Raw genomic sequence first — 14,223 nt, forward strand, 5'->3', positions numbered from 1 at the left:
ACTAGAGCACCTCCGGAGCCAGAGAAACGATCTTCATGAACTTCTTGTCACGGAGTTCACGACCAACCGGTCCGAAGATACGGGTACCGCGGGGGTCACCGTCGTTCTTCAGGATCACAGCTGCGTTCTCGTCAAACTTGATGTAGGAACCATCCGCACGGCGGCGTTCCTTCTTGGTACGGACGATGACTGCCTTGACAACATCGCCCTTCTTTACGTTGCCGCCCGGGATTGCATCCTTGACGGTGGCGACAATGACGTCACCGATGCCTGCGTAGCGACGGCCGGATCCACCGAGAACGCGAATGGTAAGGATTTCCTTAGCACCCGTGTTGTCGGCGACCTTCAGTCGCGACTCCTGCTGAATCACTATTTACTCCTTGCGTCGCGCCGGTTCTCAGGCCGTGGTCTTGCTACGGAATGAGCCTTGCGGAACGGTTGATCGGGGTGTCTCTTGACCTGCCTGGATTTTGCCAGACCAGGCCTAAACGCCCGTGCCAGAAGCAGTTGCTCCCACCCGGTCCGGGACGGATCCCGGGCGCACAGGGGCACTATGCTGTGGCACGCTTGTTTACGAGGTTGATGATGGCGCACGAAAGGCGCCATACAAACTCAATATCCTAGCACGTTTTCCGCTGGTCCCCATATCACCACCGTCCCCTGCCCCGCAAGACGGACGACGGCGGCGCGCAGGGCAGCCGTTTGCCCCACCCAGGTGCCATGCCACGACGCGCCATCACCTCCCGCAAGATTATGGCCCACGCCCCATCAGCAACTGCCATGGTTCCGCAGCACGTGATGGTGCGTTCGCGTAAAGGGGGCAGGAGGTGATGGGGCGTCGCAGAGAAGCAGGCGGGAAGTGATGGGGCGTCCGGGTGGGGCGGGCGACGGCGTCAGGCAGGGCATTCTTACGACCCTCCCAAGGCGCCACTCCCCCGCCAATCCTGGTCCCGCCGTCGTCCGCTGTCCTCAACGCACCGTCACCTCCCGCATGAATATTGCCGACGCACCGTCACCTAACGCAGGAAATTGCCCAACAACCCTTCAGAATCCACCATCCTTTCGCAGCACGTGATGGTGCGTTCGCGAAAAGGGGGCAGGAGATGATGGGGCGCCGTCGGAAAAGCGGCTGGAAATGAGCGCGCGTCGCAGTGGGCGGACGACGGCTGCGCCCACGACAGCCTTTCGGCCCACCGGGGTGCCACTCCGCCGCCAGTCCAGGCGCCGGCGTCGTGCGCTGGGCCCAACAACTGCCTGGTTCCGGGAGTGAGTTAAACGAGGAAGCCCCCGCTCCCGGAAAGGGAGCGGAGGCTTCCAGCAAAGCAGCAGGTGCTACTTGGCCTTTTCGAGGATTTCCACGAGCCGCCAGTTCTTGGTGGCGGACAGCGGACGGGTCTCGGCGATGACCACGAGGTCGCCAACACCTGCGGTGTTCGCTTCGTCGTGTGCCTTGACCTTGGAGGTACGGCGGATGACCTTGCCGTACAGTGCGTGCTTCACGCGGTCCTCAACCTCGACAACGATGGTCTTTTCCATCTTGTCGGAGACCACGTAGCCGCGAAGGGTCTTGCGGTAACCGCGCTGCCCAGCCTTGGCTTCGGTAGCAGTTTCGGTCACGTTCTGGTCCTTTTCACTCACTTGGCGTCCTCCTCGGTCTCAGCCTTTTCAGCCTTGTCGGCCTTCTTGGTTGCAGCCTTCTTGGACTTCTTCTCTTCCTTGGCTTCCACAACCGGTGCGGCAACCTCGGCACGAATGCCCAGCTCGCGTTCGCGGAGAACGGTGTAGATGCGTGCAATGTCCTTCTTTACTGCACGCAGGCGGCCGTGGTTCTCCAGCTGTCCGGTGGCGGACTGGAAACGCAGGTTGAACAGCTCTTCCTTGGCCTTGCGGAGTTCTTCAACGAGACGCTCGTTGTCGAAACCGTCCAGCTGTGCGGGAGCCAGATCCTTGGATCCTACTGCCATTTCTATTCACCACCCTCGCGACGCACAATGCGTGCCTTCAACGGCAGCTTGTGGATTGCCAGGCGCAGGGCCTCGCGAGCTACCTCTTCATTGACACCGGAGAGTTCGAAGAGAACCCGTCCCGGCTTGACGTTGGCGACCCACCATTCCGGTGAACCCTTACCGGAACCCATGCGGGTTTCGGCCGGCTTCTTGGTCAGCGGACGGTCCGGGTAGATGTTGATCCAGACCTTACCGCCACGCTTGATGTGGCGGGTCATGGCGATACGAGCGGACTCGATCTGACGGTTGGTGACGTATGCCGGGCTCAGTGCCTGGATGCCGTACTCACCGAAGGAGACCTGGGTACCGCCCGTGGCAGCGCCGGAACGACCCGGGTGGTGCTGCTTACGGTGCTTTACTCGACGTGGGATAAGCATTTAAGCCTGTCCTCCTTCTGCAGCAGCAGGTGCTGTTTCAACTGCCGGTGCTTCGGCAGCAGGAGCTGCGTCAGCGGCCGGGCGGTCGTTACGACGGCGGCGGTCACCGCGGTCAGCGCCACCCGGACGGCCGGGACGGTCGCCACGGCCACCGCGGGACGGTGCAGCAGCGGCCTGTGCGGCCAGTTCCTTGGCGGTGACGTCACCCTTGTAGATCCAGACCTTCACGCCGATGCGGCCGAAGGTGGTCTTGGCTTCGTAGAAGCCGTAGTCGATGTTCGCGCGGAGGGTGTGCAGGGGCACACGGCCTTCGCGGTAGAACTCCGAGCGGGACATTTCAGCGCCACCCAGGCGGCCCGAGCAGGCGATACGGATGCCCTTGGCACCTGCACGCTGTGCGGACTGCATGGCCTTCTTCATCGCACGGCGGAATGCCACGCGGGAAGTCAGCTGCTCTGCAACGCCCTGGGCCACAAGCTGGGCTTCCATCTCGGGGTTCTTGACCTCGAGGATGTTCAGCTGGACCTGCTTGCCGGTGAGCTTTTCGAGCTCGCCGCGGATGCGGTCAGCTTCTGCCCCACGGCGGCCGATGACGATACCCGGGCGGGCCGTGTGGATGTCCACGCGGACACGGTCACGGGTACGCTCGATCTCGACCTTGGCGATACCGGCGCGCTCCATGCCCGTAGACATGAGCTGGCGGATGCGGATGTCTTCGCGAACGAAGTCCTTGTACCGCTGGCCCGCCTTGGTGCTGTCAGCGAACCAGTGCGATACGTGATCGGTGGTGATGCCGAGTCGGAACCCGTGCGGGTTTACTTTCTGTCCCACTTAGCGAGCCTCCTCTTTCTCCGGGGTAGCGACTACCACGGTGATGTGGCTGGTGCGCTTCTTGATCTGAAATGCACGACCCTGGGCACGCGGCTGGAACCGCTTCATGGTCGGGCCTTCATCAACAAACGCTTCGCTGATGATGAGGTCGCCTTCGTCAAACGCCACGCCGTCGCGGTCCGCGAGGACCCGGGCGTTGGAGATTGCTGACTGAACTACCTTGAATACCGGCTCCGAAGCTGCCTGCGGGGCAAACTTCAGAATTGCCAGAGCCTCATTCGCTTGCAATCCACGAACAAGGTTGACGACGCGCCGGGCCTTCATAGGCGTTACGCGGATGTGGCGCGCAATTGCCTTGGCTTCCATTGCTTTCCTTCTCTCGTCTTTGACGTAAACGCAGGCGCCTAGCGGCGCTTGCCCTTACGGTCGTCCTTGACATGGCCGCGGAATGTCCGCGTGGGAGCGAATTCGCCGAGCTTGTGCCCGACCATCGACTCAGTGACAAACACCGGGATGTGCTTGCGTCCGTCGTGTACGGCGATCGTGTGTCCGAGCATGTCGGGGATGATCATCGAACGGCGGGACCAGGTCTTGATGACGTTCTTGGTGCCCTTTTCGTTTTCCCTGGCTACCTTCACAAAGAGGTGCTGGTCAACGAAAGGACCTTTTTTCAGGCTGCGTGGCATGTTTCCAGGCTCCTATCGCTTGTTCTTGCCAGTACGACGGCGACGCACAATAAGCTTGTCGCTCTCTTTGTTGGGGCGGCGGGTGCGGCCTTCCCGCTTACCGTTCGGGTTGACGGGGTTACGTCCACCGGACGTCTTACCCTCACCACCACCGTGCGGGTGGTCAACCGGGTTCATGGCGACACCACGGACGGTCGGGCGAACGCCCTTCCACCGCATACGGCCGGCCTTGCCCCAGTTGATGTTCGACTGCTCGGCGTTGCCAACCTCGCCGACGGTTGCGCGGCAGCGCACGTCAACGTTGCGGATTTCGCCGGAGGGCAGACGCAGCTGGGCGAAGCGGCCTTCCTTGGCAACAAGCTGGATGGATGCGCCGGCGGAGCGGCCCATCTTGGCACCGCCACCCGGGCGCAGTTCAACTGCGTGGATGACAGTACCCACCGGGATGTTGAGCAGCGGCAGGTTGTTACCGGGCTTGATGTCAGCACCGGCACCTGCCTCAACAACGTCACCCTGGGCGAGCTTGTTGGGGGCGATGATGTAACGCTTGGTGCCATCAACGTAGTGCAGGAGGGCGATGCGAGCCGTGCGGTTCGGATCGTACTCGATTTCGGCAACGCGGGCGTTGACGCCGTCCTTGTCGTGGCGACGGAAGTCGATCAGACGGTACTGGCGCTTGTGTCCGCCACCCTTGTGACGGGTGGTGATCTTACCGGAGTTGTTACGGCCGCCCTTCTTGGGCAGCGGACGTACCAACGTCTTTTCCGGCGTCGACCGCGTAATTTCGGTGAAGTCCGCTACGCTCGAGCCACGACGGCCCGGGGTAGTCGGCTTGTACTTACGGATTCCCATAATTTATTTCCTCGTTAAAGTGGTCTCCGCTACGCGAGCGGACCGCCGAAGATGTCGATGGTGCCTTCTTTGAGGGTGACAATCGCACGCTTGGTGTTCTTGCGGGTGCCCCATCCGAATTTGGTGCGCTTGCGCTTACCGGCACGGTTGATGGTGTTGATCGATTCGACCTTGACGGAGAAGATCTTCTCCACGGCCAGCTTGATCTCGGTCTTGTTCGAACGGGGGTCCACCAGGAAGGTGTACTTGCCCTCGTCGATCAGGCCGTAGCTCTTTTCCGACACGACGGGTGCAAGCACGACGTCGCGGGGATCCTTGATGGTGGCTGCACTCACTTGGCATCCTCCTCGTTCTTAGCTGCCTTGGCGGCAACGAATGCTTCGTATGCAGCCTTGGTGAAGACAACGTCATCGGAGACGAGAACGTCGTAGGTGTTCAGCTGGTCTGCGTAGAGAACGTGAACGCCGGCGAGGTTGCGCACGGACAGTGCGGCAACGTCGTTATCGCGCTCGATGACGACCAGCAGGTTCTTGCGGTCGGAAACACCGCGGAGCGTTGCCAGTGCTGTCTTGGCGGACGGCTTGGTGCCTTCAACCAGTTCTGCGACAACGTGGATGCGACCGTTGCGGGCCCGGTCAGAGAGTGCGCCGCGCAGTGCAGCAGCAATCATCTTCTTGGGGGTGCGCTGGCTGTAGTCACGCGGGGTGGGACCGTGGACAATGCCACCGCCGGTCATGTGCGGAGCACGGATGGAACCCTGACGGGCGCGGCCGGTGCCCTTCTGCTTGAACGGCTTGCGTCCTGCACCGGAAACTTCAGCGCGGGTCTTGGTCTTGTGGGTTCCCTGGCGGGCAGCAGCGAGCTGGGCAACGACAACCTGGTGCAGCAGCGGCACGTTGGTCTGAACGTCGAAGATCTCTGCAGGCAGGTCAACCTGGACAGTGTTAGCCATTGAACTAGGCTCCCTTCACGGCGGTGCGTACGAAGACGACCTGGCCGCGGGCACCGGGAACGGCACCCTTGATCAGGAGCAGCGACTTCTCGACGTCGACCGCGTGAACGGTGAGGTTCAGCGTGGTGTGACGAACGGCGCCCATGCGGCCGGCCATTCTCATGCCCTTGAAGACGCGGCTCGGGGTGGATGCGCCACCGATTGAACCGGGCTTACGGTGGTTCTTGTGGGCACCGTGGGAAGCTCCAACGCCGTGGAAGCCGTGACGCTTCATAACACCGGCGAAGCCCTTACCCTTGGTGGTCCCGACGACGTCGATCTTCTGGCCGGCTTCGAAGAGCTCTACGGAGAGCTCCTGGCCCAGCTCGTACTCGGCAGCATCTGCGGTACGAAGTTCAACGACGTGGCGGCGAGGCGTGACGCCTGCCTTTTCAAAGTGACCAGCCAGCGGCTTGGTGACCTTGCGGGGATCGATCTGGCCGTAGCCGATCTGAACGGCGACGTAGCCATCAACTTCTGCGTTGCGCAGCTGGGTGATGACGTTCGAGTCTGCCTGGACCACAGTGACGGGGATGAGCTTGTTGTTCTCGTCCCAGACCTGGGTCATGCCGAGCTTCGTGCCCAGCAGGCCCTTTACGTTACGGGTTGCGGTCATAGTCTCTCAGCACCTCCCTACAGCTTGATTTCGATGTTCACGTCAGCCGGCAGGTCGAGACGCATGAGCGAGTCGACAGCCTTCGGCGTGGGATCGATGATGTCGATAAGACGCTTGTGCGTGCGCATTTCAAAGTGCTCGCGGCTGTCCTTGTACTTGTGCGGAGAGCGGATAACGCAGTAAACGTTCTTCTCCGTCGGCAGCGGCACGGGGCCAACTACCGTTGCGCCTGCGCGCGTGACCGTCTCAACGATCTTCCGTGCTGAAACGTCAATGACCTCGTGGTCGTATGACTTCAGCCGGATGCGGATTTTTTGTCCCGCCATGTCGCCTGACTCTCTTTCAGTCTGTGCTTCCCCGGTTTAGGGCTGCCCTGTTCACTTTCTCGTTGTATGGCTGCCGAAGCATTTGAGGTCGTAACCACCATCCGCCGCACAAGCTGAATCCGGATGAATCCGGGTTCCTCAACCTGCCGACGCAACCGACCCCCGCGGTCGGGCGTGTCGCGCTGAACACGCATACAAATCCGCAAATTCCATTGGGGGTGGGTTATGTTTGGTCTTCAACTTGGACCCTGCACCCGGCATTATCCGGATCGGGACGCGAAGAAGCGCTTGAACAACTCATCTAGTATGCCGGAAATCTGCGGCAGATGCGAATTGGCCTCCGGGCGGCGCCCATAGGTCCCATTGCAGTGGCACGAAACCGGCTGGATGATAGGGGCATGACCCTGGAAGGCACTGAATCGGTGACGGAACTGGCCGGGCGCGTGCCGCCGTCGTTCACCCTGGGCGTCGCCGCCGCGGCGTTCCAGATCGAAGGCGCCCTGGCGGAAGGAGGCCGTGGGCCCTCGGGGTGGGACGCTTTCGCCGAGAAACCCGGCGCCATCGTGGACGGCCACTCCCCCGCGGTGGCGTGCGACCACTACAACCGGCTGCCGGAAGATGTTGGACTGCTCAAGGAGCTGGGCGTTGACTCCTACCGGTTCTCCCTCTCCTGGCCACGCATCCAGCCTGATGGCCAGGGCAACTTCAATGCTGAAGGCCTGGACTTCTACGACCGCCTGATCGACCAGCTCCTTGAGGCCGGCATCTCCCCCATGGCCACCCTGTACCACTGGGATACCCCGCTGCCGCTGGAACACCGCGGCGGCTGGCTCAACCGGGATACCGCTGAGAGGTTCGGCGAGTATGCGCGGGCCGCCGGCGAGCGGTTTGGCGACCGTGTTGACCAGTGGGTGACTCTTAACGAGCCCGTGTCGGTCACCCTCAATGGCTATGCACTGGGAGTCCATGCGCCGGGACGCCGCCTGATGTTCGACGCCCTCCCCGCCATCCACCACCAGCTCCTGGCCCATGGGCTGGGCGTGCAGGCCCTGCGGGCAGCCGGTGTAGCGGGCGGTGTCGGCCTGACCAACCTGCACTCCCCCGTCAGGCCTGCGACCTGGAAGATCGGCGACCGGCTGGTGGCACATCTGTACGACCTGCTGATGAACAGGCTTTACGCCGATCCCGTCCTGCTGGGGCGCTACCCATCCCTACCTTTGTATGCAAGGCCGTGGCTGCGCTCCATTGGCAGGATTTCCGACGCCGACCTGAAGACCATCCACCAGCCGCTGGACTTCTACGGCCTCAACTACTACTTCCCGGTCAAAGTGGCCCTGGGCCCTGGCATCACCCCCGTACCCGCGGACATGCACCAGGAGCTGGCGAAGCTGCCCTTCCACGAGGCGGGTTACCCGGAGTACGGCAGTACAGGATTCGGCTGGCCCGTGGCACCGGAGCATCTGGGAGTCCTGCTGCAGGAGATGCGGGACCGGTACGGGCAGTCCCTCCCACCGGTGTACATCACCGAAGGCGGCGCGAGCTTCCCGGAACCGGACCGTGTTTCGGAGACCCTGGAGGACACGGACCGGGTGGAGTACCTCGCCACCCATCTCGGGGCAGCCCTTGAGGCCACCTCTCCCGGCGGCGTTGCCGAAGGCGTGGACCTGCGGGGCTACTATGTCTGGACGTTGATGGACAACTTCGAGTGGGCCGCCGGATACTCCCAGCGCTTTGGCCTGGTGCACGTGGACTTCGACTCGCTGGAGCGGACTCCAAAGCGTTCCTTCTACTGGTACCAGGCGCTGTCCCGGGCCCGCGGCGGCCGGCAGGACCAGCCGGAACACCCCTAGAGGGTCACTGGCGCCCCAGCACCGTCAGGACAATCAGGACACAGTTCAGGCCCACTATCAATGTGGCACTGGTCCAGCCCGCAATCCGGAGCGCTGCAGAGTCCGCATGGATGCCCATGACCTTGCGGCTCCCGGTGAGGCGGATCAGCGGGATGAGGGCGAACGGGATACCGAAACTCAGGAGGACCTGGCTTAGGACCAGGGCCAGCGTGGGTTCAATGCCGGCGCCGAGGACCAGCAGCGCCGGTACCAGGGTGACAGTGCGCCGGACCAGCAGCGGAATCCGCACTTTCAGCAGGCCGCCCATGATCGTGGCCCCTGCGTAACACCCTACCGAGGTGGACGCCAGGCCGGAGGCCAGGAGGCCCACGGCAAACACGACGCCGATAACCGGCCCCAGTGCCGACGTCACGGCCGCGTGCGCGCCGGCGATGGTGTCCGTCCCCTCCACCCCGCGGAGGCTGGTGGCGGCCAGCAGCAACATGGCTATATTGACGATGCCGGCCAGCAGCAGTGCGCCGGCGACGTCCACCCTGGTGGCCCTGATCAGCCGCGTCCTGACCGCGGGATCTTCGGAGAAGCCGTGGCGGTCCCGGGCCAGGGCTGAGTGCAGGTAGATCGCGTGCGGCATGACGGTGGCCCCGAGCATGCTGGCGGCGAGCAGGACGGTGTCGGTTCCCTCAAACCGTGGTACGAGGCCGGCGAGGGCCCCGCCCGCGTCCGGTGGGGCCACGAAAAGCCCGGAAACGAAGCCGACGGCGATCACGCCCAGCAGGGTCAGGATGGCGAGTTCGAAGGACTTCTGGCTGCGGTGCGATTGAAGTCCCAACAGCAGCATGGACGCCAGTCCGACGATCACTCCGCCCGTGAGCAGCGGAAGGCCGAACAGCAGGTTGAGGGCGACGGCGCCGCCAATGACTTCCGCCATGTCCGTGGCACCGGCAACGATCTCCGCCTGCACCCAATAGGCGCGCCGCTGCCCGGTTCCTAGGCGCTTGCCGAGGAGTTCCGGCAGGCTCATGCCGGTGGCAAGGCCCAGTTTGGCGGATTGATACTGGATCAGCACGGCCATGGCATTAGCGGCCACCAGCACCCAAACAAGCAGGTAACCGAAGTTCGCCCCGGCCGTCAGGTTCGCCGCAACGTTCCCGGGATCAACGTACGCAATGGCCGCCACGAAGGCGGGGCCGAGCAGCAGCAGGCGCGACCAGCCCTTGGTGGAAGCGGGTCCAGCCGCCAGTGTTGAAACAGCCATCAGGTGTCCTCGTCGTTGGGGCGTCAGTACGACGAGGATACCCCTAATTTAGGCGAACCGAAAAGTAGGACTAAGGCACACCTGTCATTCCCAGCGCTCTGCGGCGCTACTGGTTCCTGTTTGCCCTGTTGATCCGCTTTGCCCGGTCGATTTCATGCCGGAAGTTCCGCTTGACCCAGAACACCCCGGCCACGACGGCTACCGCGATGACCAGGAAGATAAGCCAGCCCATGATGGCCTCCTTTCAGTGCTGCAACAGTATCAGGGGGCCGTTAACGAAAAAGGACAGCCCCGCTGCTTCTGCAGCGGGGCTGTCCTTCAGTTCAGCAAGTACTACTTGATGATCTTGGTAACGCGTCCCGAACCAACGGTGCGGCCGCCTTCGCGGATAGCGAAGCCGAGGCCCTCTTCCATAGCGATGGGCTGGATGAGCGCAACGGTCATCTCAGTGTTGTCGCCAGGCATAACCATTTCCGTGCCCTCGGGCAGGGTGATAACGCCGGTAACGTCCGTCGTACGGAAGTAGAACTGCGGGCGGTAGTTCGAGTAGAACGGGTTGTGACGTCCGCCTTCGTCCTTGGACAGGATGTAGACGTTGGCCTCGAAGTCGGTGTGCGGGGTGATGGAACCCGGCTTGACGACAACCTGGCCACGCTCGACATCGTCGCGCTTCAGGCCACGGAGCAGCAGGCCACAGTTCTCGCCGGCCCATGCTTCGTCGAGCTGCTTGTGGAACATCTCGATACCGGTAACCGTGGTCTTCTGGACCGGGCGGATGCCGACGATCTCGACCTCGGAGTTGATGGCGAGGGTTCCACGCTCGGCGCGGCCCGTAACAACGGTGCCACGGCCGGTGATGGTGAAGACGTCTTCGATCGGCATCAGGAACGGCTTGTCGCGGTCACGTACGGGGTCCGGAACGGACTCGTCGACGGCAGCCATCAGGTCCTCAACGGACTTGACCCACTCGGGGTCGCCTTCCAGGGCCTTCAGGCCGGAAACGCGGACAACCGGAGCGTTGTCGCCATCGAAGCCCTGCGAGCTCAGGAGCTCACGAACTTCCATCTCGACCAGGTCGAGCAGTTCTTCGTCGTCGACCATGTCAGCCTTGTTCAGGGCGACCAGCAGGTAGGGAACACCAACCTGGCGGGCCAGCAGAACGTGCTCGCGGGTCTGAGCCATCGGGCCGTCGGTAGCGGCAACCACGAGGATTGCGCCGTCCATCTGGGCAGCACCGGTGATCATGTTCTTGATGTAGTCAGCGTGGCCGGGGGCGTCAACGTGTGCGTAGTGACGCTTCTCGGTCTGGTACTCCACGTGGGAGATGTTGATGGTAATACCGCGCTGACGCTCTTCGGGTGCAGAGTCGATCGACGCGAAGTCACGCTTCTCGTTGAGATCCGGGTACTTGTCGTACAGCACCTTGGAAATGGCGGCCGTCAGCGTCGTCTTACCGTGGTCAACGTGACCAATGGTGCCGATGTTGACGTGCGGCTTAGTCCGCTCGAACTTTGCCTTTGCCACAGGTTCCTCCTAGAACGTTTTCAAATAGCTTGCCCTCCAGCCGCGCTTATCGCGGTAGAACTCAGGCAAGTCTACTTGGGGGGCTTTGGATTGGTGAAATTGCAGATTCAGGAACTAATACTAATCCCCTGAGCCTGTTCGTGCAGGGGCCGGGACCAGCCGGATCGCTCCGTCCGGGCCGGCCACCTGCACCGGCCGCGCTGTCCTGGGCGGACAGCGCAACCGAGGTTTTCGCTGCGAGAGTCCGGAGGGACTATTCGCCGCGGGACTTCTGGATGATCTCGTCGGCAACTGCCTTCGGGACCTCGGCGTAGCTGTTGAACGTCATGGAGTACACAGCACGGCCCTGGGTCTTGGAGCGCAGGTCACCGATGTAGCCGAACATGCCGGACAGCGGAACGTGGGCCCGCACAACCTTGACGCCGGCTGCATCTTCCATGGACTGCATCTGGCCACGGCGGGAGTTGAGGTCGCCGATAACGTCACCCATGTATTCCTCAGGGGTACGTACTTCGACATCCATCAGCGGTTCAAGCAGGACAGGGTTCGCCTTGCGTGCAGCTTCCTTGAAAGCCATACGGCCGGCGATCTTGAACGCCATTTCCGAGGAGTCAACATCGTGGTACGCGCCGTCAAGCAGCGTGGCCTTGATGCCGACAACCGGGTAACCGGCCAGGACGCCGTCGTTCAGCGCGTCCTGGATGCCCGCGTCAACAGACGGGATGTATTCGCGCGGAACGCGGCCACCGGTGACCTTGTTCTCGAATTCGTACAGCTCGCCTTCGGCGGTGTCCAGCGGCTCGATGGCGATCTGGACCTTTGCGAACTGGCCCGAACCACCAGTCTGCTTCTTGTGCGTGTAGTCGTGCTTCTCGACTGCGCGCTTGATGGTTTCGCGGTAAGCAACCTGCGGCTTGCCAACGTTGGCTTCAACCTTGAACTCGCGGCGCATGCGGTCCACCAGGATGTCCAGGTGGAGCTCGCCCATGCCGGCGATGATGGTCTGGCCGGTGTCTTCGTTGAGGGACACCTGGAAGGTGGGATCCTCAGCGGAGAGCTTCTGGATGGCCGTGGAGAGCTTCTCCTGGTCACCCTTGGTGTTGGGCTCGATGGCCACGGAGATCACGGGCTCGGGGAAGCTCATGGACTCCAGGACAATCTGGTTGGCAGCATCGCACAGGGTGTCGCCCGTGGTGGTGTCCTTCAGGCCGATGGCTGCGTAGATGTGGCCAGCAGTAGCGGCGTCAACCGGCATTTCCTTGTTGGCGTGCATCTGGAACAGCTTGCCGATGCGCTCCTTCTTGCCCTTGGTGGAGTTGACCACCTGGGCACCGGATTCCACGTGACCGGAGTACACGCGGATGAAGGTCAGCTGCCCGAAGAACGGGTGTGCCGCAATCTTGAACGCGAGAGCCGAGAAGGGCTCGTCGGCGGAGGGCTTGCGGGTCAGTTCCTTCTCTTCGTCCTTGGGATCGTGGCCGATCATCGGGGGAACGTCGAGCGGGTTGGGCAGGTAATCCACAACTGCGTCAAGCATGGGCTGGACGCCGCGGTTCTTGAAGGCGGAGCCACAGAACACGGGGTACAGCTCGGAGTTGATGGTCATCTTGCGGATGCCGGCCTTGAGCTCGTCGATAGTGAGCTCTTCGCCTTCGAGGTACTTCTCCATGAGTTCCTCGGAAGCCTCGGCGACGGTCTCCACGAGGTTTGCGCGGTACTCCTCGGCCTTGGCCTGGAGGTCCGCGGGGATCTCCTGGATTTCGTACTTGGCACCCATGGTCACGTCACCCTTGGCGTCGCCCGGCCAAACCAGGGCACGCATGTAGAGCAGGTCGACGACGCCGATGAAGTCGTTCTCGGCACCGATGGGCAGCTGCATGACCAGCGGCTTGGCGCCGAGGCGGCTGATGATGGTGTCTACGGTGAAGTAGAAGTCAGCACCCAGCTTGTCCATCTTGTTGACGAAGCAGATACGCGGAACGTTGTACTTGTCAGCCTGGCGCCAGACGGTCTCGGACTGCGGCTCAACGCCTTCCTTGCCATCGAAGACAGCGACTGCACCGTCGAGGACGCGCAGGGAGCGCTCAACCTCAACCGTGAAGTCCACGTGGCCGGGGGTGTCGATGATGTTGATCTGGTTGTTTTCCCAGAAGCAGGTCACGGCGGCAGACGTGATGGTGATGCCGCGTTCCTTTTCCTGTTCCATCCAGTCAGTCGTCGAAGCGCCGTCGTGCGTTTCGCCGATCTTGTGGTTCACACCCGTGTAGAACAGGATGCGCTCGGTGGTGGTGGTCTTGCCGGCATCAATGTGGGCCATGATGCCGATGTTGCGGACCTTGCTAAGGTCGGTAAGCACGTCCTGTGCCACGGGGTCTCCTTTTGGGATGGACTACACGTTCGCCGCCGGCTCGGTTGAGCCGGCGGCGTCCGGGGAGTATTACCAGCGGTAGTGTGCGAAGGCCTTGTTGGACTCGGCCATCTTGTGGGTGTCTTCGCGACGCTTCACAGCGGCACCGAGACCGTTGGACGCATCCAGGATTTCGTTCTGGAGACGTTCGGTCATCGTCTTTTCACGGCGGGCCTTGGAGTAGCCAACCAGCCACCGCAGGGCGAGTGCGGTGGAGCGGCCCGGCTTGACCTCAACCGGAACCTGGTAGGTGGCGCCACCGACGCGGCGGGAGCGGACCTCGAGGGAAGGCTTGACGTTGTCCATGGCCTTCTTCAGGGCTGCAACGGGGTCGCCGCCGGACTTGGCGCGTGCGCCTTCGAGTGCACCGTAGACAATGCGCTCTGCCGTGGACTTCTTGCCGTCAACGAGCACCTTGTTGATGAGCTGGGTTACCAGCGGGGAACCGTATACCGGATCCGAAACGAGCGGCCGCTTGGGGGCCGGACCCTTGCGAGGCATA

At 62.5% G+C, this 14,223-nt stretch carries 18 protein-coding genes; 1 reads left to right on the plus strand and 17 read right to left on the minus strand.

All coding sequences use genetic code 11. The features are described 5' to 3' along the window. Nucleotide 1: 1 nt before the first annotated feature. From rplN to rpsJ, 12 genes are all read right to left on the minus strand, one after another. Nucleotides 2-370 (minus strand): 50S ribosomal protein L14, encoded by a 369-nt coding sequence (gene rplN / locus ACFVTD_RS02455; protein WP_003803789.1) that lies wholly within the window; start codon nucleotides 368-370, stop codon nucleotides 2-4. A gap of 962 nt (nucleotides 371-1,332) precedes the next feature. Continuing rightward, nucleotides 1,333-1,638 (minus strand): 30S ribosomal protein S17, encoded by a 306-nt coding sequence (rpsQ, locus tag ACFVTD_RS02460; protein WP_387557553.1) that lies wholly within the window; start codon nucleotides 1,636-1,638, stop codon nucleotides 1,333-1,335. Continuing rightward, on the minus strand, nucleotides 1,635-1,964 hold the full coding sequence (rpmC, locus tag ACFVTD_RS02465; RefSeq protein ID WP_387557555.1) for a 50S ribosomal protein L29: 330 nt from the start codon (nucleotides 1,962-1,964) through the stop codon (nucleotides 1,635-1,637). The genes rpsQ and rpmC overlap by 4 nt, the downstream gene beginning before the upstream one ends. Nucleotides 1,965-1,966: 2 nt before the next feature. Further along, nucleotides 1,967-2,383, minus strand: coding sequence for a 50S ribosomal protein L16 (gene rplP / locus ACFVTD_RS02470; protein WP_043454603.1), 417 nt, complete (start codon nucleotides 2,381-2,383; stop codon nucleotides 1,967-1,969). Further along, complete coding sequence (gene rpsC / locus ACFVTD_RS02475) at nucleotides 2,384-3,214, minus strand: 30S ribosomal protein S3 (RefSeq protein ID WP_387557558.1); 831 nt, start codon at nucleotides 3,212-3,214, stop codon at nucleotides 2,384-2,386. After that, complete coding sequence (gene rplV, locus ACFVTD_RS02480; protein ID WP_009358304.1) at nucleotides 3,215-3,580, minus strand: 50S ribosomal protein L22; 366 nt, start codon at nucleotides 3,578-3,580, stop codon at nucleotides 3,215-3,217. Nucleotides 3,581-3,618: 38 nt separating this feature from the next. Next, nucleotides 3,619-3,900, minus strand: coding sequence for a 30S ribosomal protein S19 (rpsS, locus tag ACFVTD_RS02485; RefSeq protein ID WP_003803803.1), 282 nt, complete (start codon nucleotides 3,898-3,900; stop codon nucleotides 3,619-3,621). 12 nt (nucleotides 3,901-3,912) lie between these two features. Next, the gene (rplB, locus tag ACFVTD_RS02490; protein ID WP_387557561.1) at nucleotides 3,913-4,752 is read right to left on the minus strand and encodes a 50S ribosomal protein L2; all 840 of its coding nucleotides are present in this window, start codon (nucleotides 4,750-4,752) and stop codon (nucleotides 3,913-3,915) included. Nucleotides 4,753-4,781: 29 nt separating this feature from the next. Then, on the minus strand, nucleotides 4,782-5,087 hold the full coding sequence (gene rplW, locus ACFVTD_RS02495; protein WP_011692807.1) for a 50S ribosomal protein L23: 306 nt from the start codon (nucleotides 5,085-5,087) through the stop codon (nucleotides 4,782-4,784). Continuing rightward, entirely contained in the window at nucleotides 5,084-5,704 is a 621-nt protein-coding gene (gene rplD / locus ACFVTD_RS02500) for a 50S ribosomal protein L4 (RefSeq protein WP_387557564.1), read from the minus strand. Before rplD ends, rplW begins: the two co-directional genes overlap by 4 nt. 4 nt (nucleotides 5,705-5,708) lie before the next feature. Further along, the gene (rplC, locus tag ACFVTD_RS02505; protein WP_141159765.1) at nucleotides 5,709-6,359 is read right to left on the minus strand and encodes a 50S ribosomal protein L3; all 651 of its coding nucleotides are present in this window, start codon (nucleotides 6,357-6,359) and stop codon (nucleotides 5,709-5,711) included. A gap of 17 nt (nucleotides 6,360-6,376) precedes the next feature. Then, entirely contained in the window at nucleotides 6,377-6,685 is a 309-nt protein-coding gene (rpsJ, locus tag ACFVTD_RS02510; protein WP_003803825.1) for a 30S ribosomal protein S10, read from the minus strand. Nucleotides 6,686-7,083: 398 nt separating this feature from the next. On the opposite strand from rpsJ, the gene ACFVTD_RS02515 reads away from it, so the two are divergent. Next, a complete protein-coding gene (locus tag ACFVTD_RS02515; RefSeq protein ID WP_387557569.1) occupies nucleotides 7,084-8,535 on the plus strand; it encodes a GH1 family beta-glucosidase in 1,452 nt (483 codons plus the stop codon). Between the two features lie 4 nt (nucleotides 8,536-8,539). Here ACFVTD_RS02515 and ACFVTD_RS02520 read toward each other — a convergent pair whose 3' ends face one another. The 5 genes from ACFVTD_RS02520 to rpsG all read right to left on the minus strand — a co-directional run bounded on the left by ACFVTD_RS02520 (nucleotide 8,540) and on the right by rpsG (nucleotide 14,222). Continuing rightward, nucleotides 8,540-9,790, minus strand: coding sequence for an Nramp family divalent metal transporter (locus ACFVTD_RS02520; RefSeq protein WP_387557572.1), 1,251 nt, complete (start codon nucleotides 9,788-9,790; stop codon nucleotides 8,540-8,542). Between the two features lie 106 nt (nucleotides 9,791-9,896). Further along, on the minus strand, nucleotides 9,897-10,022 hold the full coding sequence (locus ACFVTD_RS02525) for a hypothetical protein (RefSeq protein ID WP_387557575.1): 126 nt from the start codon (nucleotides 10,020-10,022) through the stop codon (nucleotides 9,897-9,899). A 101-nt stretch (nucleotides 10,023-10,123) separates the two neighbouring features. Continuing rightward, nucleotides 10,124-11,314, minus strand: a complete 1,191-nt coding sequence (gene tuf, locus ACFVTD_RS02530; RefSeq protein WP_141159762.1) for an elongation factor Tu — start codon at nucleotides 11,312-11,314, stop codon at nucleotides 10,124-10,126. 253 nt (nucleotides 11,315-11,567) lie between these two features. Further along, on the minus strand, nucleotides 11,568-13,682 hold the full coding sequence (gene fusA / locus ACFVTD_RS02535; protein WP_387557578.1) for an elongation factor G: 2,115 nt from the start codon (nucleotides 13,680-13,682) through the stop codon (nucleotides 11,568-11,570). 69 nt (nucleotides 13,683-13,751) lie between these two features. After that, the gene (gene rpsG, locus ACFVTD_RS02540) at nucleotides 13,752-14,222 is read right to left on the minus strand and encodes a 30S ribosomal protein S7 (RefSeq protein ID WP_003803829.1); all 471 of its coding nucleotides are present in this window, start codon (nucleotides 14,220-14,222) and stop codon (nucleotides 13,752-13,754) included. Between the last annotated feature and the right edge of the window lies 1 nt (nucleotide 14,223).

Source organism: Pseudarthrobacter sp. NPDC058119, from assembly GCF_042884655.1.
GTDB lineage: Bacteria > Actinomycetota > Actinomycetes > Actinomycetales > Micrococcaceae > Arthrobacter.

Coding starts and splice junctions, on each gene's coding strand:
- rpmC (WP_387557555.1), bottom strand. CDS start 1,964: ATGGCAGTAGGATCCAAGGATCTGGCTCCCGCACAGCTGGACGGTTTC.
- rplP (WP_043454603.1), bottom strand. CDS start 2,383: ATGCTTATCCCACGTCGAGTAAAGCACCGTAAGCAGCACCACCCGGGT.
- rplV (WP_009358304.1), bottom strand. CDS start 3,580: ATGGAAGCCAAGGCAATTGCGCGCCACATCCGCGTAACGCCTATGAAG.
- rpsS (WP_003803803.1), bottom strand. CDS start 3,900: ATGCCACGCAGCCTGAAAAAAGGTCCTTTCGTTGACCAGCACCTCTTT.
- rplB (WP_387557561.1), bottom strand. CDS start 4,752: ATGGGAATCCGTAAGTACAAGCCGACTACCCCGGGCCGTCGTGGCTCG.
- rplD (WP_387557564.1), bottom strand. CDS start 5,704: ATGGCTAACACTGTCCAGGTTGACCTGCCTGCAGAGATCTTCGACGTT.
- rplC (WP_141159765.1), bottom strand. CDS start 6,359: ATGACCGCAACCCGTAACGTAAAGGGCCTGCTGGGCACGAAGCTCGGC.
- rpsJ (WP_003803825.1), bottom strand. CDS start 6,685: ATGGCGGGACAAAAAATCCGCATCCGGCTGAAGTCATACGACCACGAG.
- ACFVTD_RS02515 (WP_387557569.1), top strand. CDS start 7,084: ATGACCCTGGAAGGCACTGAATCGGTGACGGAACTGGCCGGGCGCGTG.
- ACFVTD_RS02520 (WP_387557572.1), bottom strand. CDS start 9,790: ATGGCTGTTTCAACACTGGCGGCTGGACCCGCTTCCACCAAGGGCTGG.
- ACFVTD_RS02525 (WP_387557575.1), bottom strand. CDS start 10,022: ATGGGCTGGCTTATCTTCCTGGTCATCGCGGTAGCCGTCGTGGCCGGG.
- rpsG (WP_003803829.1), bottom strand. CDS start 14,222: ATGCCTCGCAAGGGTCCGGCCCCCAAGCGGCCGCTCGTTTCGGATCCG.